Source organism: Leuconostoc sp. UCMA20149 (assembly GCF_030400235.1).
GTDB classification, from domain to species: Bacteria; Bacillota; Bacilli; order Lactobacillales; family Lactobacillaceae; genus Leuconostoc; species Leuconostoc pseudomesenteroides.
Window position 1 is genome coordinate 1 of record NZ_VJYC01000033.1, and the last position, 1,510, is coordinate 1,510.

General features: G+C 36.0%; 2 protein-coding genes. Both read right to left on the minus strand.

The genetic code is table 11. The annotated features are described in order from the left end of the window. Nucleotides 1-181 precede the first annotated feature (181 nt). Nucleotides 182-538 carry a DUF1304 domain-containing protein gene (locus tag FF105_RS11460; protein ID WP_290046918.1) on the minus strand — a complete coding sequence of 119 codons (357 nt, stop codon included), beginning with the start codon at nt 536-538 and terminating at the stop codon, nt 182-184. Nucleotides 539-564: 26 nt separating this feature from the next. Next, the gene (locus FF105_RS11465) at nt 565-1,509 is read right to left on the minus strand and encodes an NADP-dependent oxidoreductase (RefSeq protein WP_147651530.1); all 945 of its coding nucleotides are present in this window, start codon (nt 1,507-1,509) and stop codon (nt 565-567) included. Between the last annotated feature and the right edge of the window lies 1 nt (nt 1,510).

A 1,510-nucleotide genomic window follows, 5' to 3' on the forward strand; every position in this document is an offset into this window, starting at 1 on the left:
AAGTGCCAATGCTCCGTTGTTAATAAATCAATAATTTAATCTTATCTGCACCGTCAAAAGAACGATTATAATTTATCAATCCTAAACTTACAATTTAAGCTACTGTACATAAATGACAAAGTTCATTTTTTCAGAGTATTGTTCCATTCATCTTACATTTATTTTCTAAATAATACATATATTAAAAAAATAGCAAAAGAAGCGCAAGAACAGCAGGAAGTCCTTGCATAATAATAATTTTTCTGGCTGCAGTGAGACTACCATAGACTGCCGCTAGCAGAACAAAAAGCATTTCTAACCTTAGCATTACTAATTGTTGTGATCTTGTCAAAAGCAAAACTGTTCCAATAATCAAGGCGCCAAAAAGTCCATTATATATACCTTGATTTGCTAATAAAGTTTTGACTCCTGGTAATTTCACAAAAGCTTCTTCCAATTCAAATGCTTTAGCCTGCTGGCCCGATGAGCCAAACATTTCTAAAATCATGATACCAATGGCCTCGATAGCCACGAAAATAACTAAAATAGTTCCAATCATATATTTCTCCTTATTGATTTAAAAATTTAAGCTTTATCTTTTATTTTAACAACAACTTTCCCACGGGCATGATGTGTTTCAATACGCTTTTGGGCAGATTGGATTCCGTCAGTAGTAAACGGATAAGTACTGTCTAGTACGACTTTCAAATGATTACTCTCAATTTCGTTAGCTAATAACGCTAAATCCTCACCATTAGGCTGTAACCAACCTGCCATGACGTGCTTATCCGATATTGCTTTTTGATCATCAGTTAATGAACTTGAAATTGTCACAAAATGTCCGCCGCTCCTCAGTATGCTAACACCACGTTCAATATCGCCTACGGTATCAAGCACAGCATCATAATTAGACAGTACTTCATCAATGTTATTTCTGTGATAGTCAATCACTAAATCAGCGCCCAATGATTCAACAAATTCACTGTTATTAGCACTCGCAGTAGTAGCAACGAAAGCACCCATTTGTTTGGCTAATTGAATCGCAAAAATTCCGACTCCTCCTGCACCACCTTGAATCAATATTTTTTGTCCTGCTTGCAAATTAAGTTGCCTCAACATTTGCAAAGCTGTTAAGCCTGCCAAAGGGACCGCAGCGGCCTGTTCAAAATTAATATTGCTAGGTTTTAAAGCTAACTTGTCAGCTTTAACAGCAGTATATTCTGCGTAGGACCCGTTTAAACCAAGAGGATCAATATCTGGACGAGCAAAAACTTCATCTCCTATATTAAAATCTGTTACTTGATCTCCGATGGCAACAATCTTACCAGCTACATCCCATCCCAAAATTACTGGAAATTGCCAGTTAAACATTGATTGAAGTAGACCTTGACGTGCTTTGTAATCAATGGGATTGATACTCGTAGCCACGTTTTCAACTAAAACTTCATCATTATTGACAACAGGTTTATTGGTATTCGTAATTTCAAGTTGTGTAACATCACCATATTCTTTTATAATCGCTGCTTTCATT